The sequence below is a fragment of the Acinetobacter rongchengensis genome (assembly GCF_003611475.1).
In the GTDB taxonomy this organism is placed as follows: domain Bacteria; phylum Pseudomonadota; class Gammaproteobacteria; order Pseudomonadales; family Moraxellaceae; genus Acinetobacter; species Acinetobacter rongchengensis.
In genome coordinates, this window is the sequence record NZ_RAXT01000227.1 from 1 (window position 1) to 309 (window position 309).

Sequence of the window (309 nt, forward strand, 5' to 3'; positions counted from 1 at the left end):
GTAAGCGTCCGCTGAATCCCATACCAATTTTAATTCGATTTAGGTTTCCAGCAGTGTGGCAGTAACTCTTCAATCTGGGTCACTTTATGTGTCGGCAGCCTTTTCAGCACATCACTTAAATAGGCATACGGATCCAAGCCATTCAGCTTTGCTGACTGGATTAACGTCATGATGTTTGCCGCTCGCTGACCACTGCGCAGCGAACCTGCAAACAGCCAGTTCTTGCGCCCCAACGCCCAGGGACGCATCTGATTCTCGACCCAATTATTGCAAATAGGTAGATTGCCATCATCCAGATAGCGGCTTAAA

At 48.2% G+C, this 309-nt stretch carries 1 protein-coding gene; it reads right to left on the bottom strand.

Annotated elements, in window-relative coordinates; all coding sequences use genetic code 11:
* Window positions 1-29 precede the first annotated feature (29 nt).
* Window positions 30-309: transposase domain-containing protein (locus D7V20_RS19660; RefSeq protein ID WP_031969995.1), on the bottom strand; the 280-nt coding region annotated here is incomplete at its 5' end.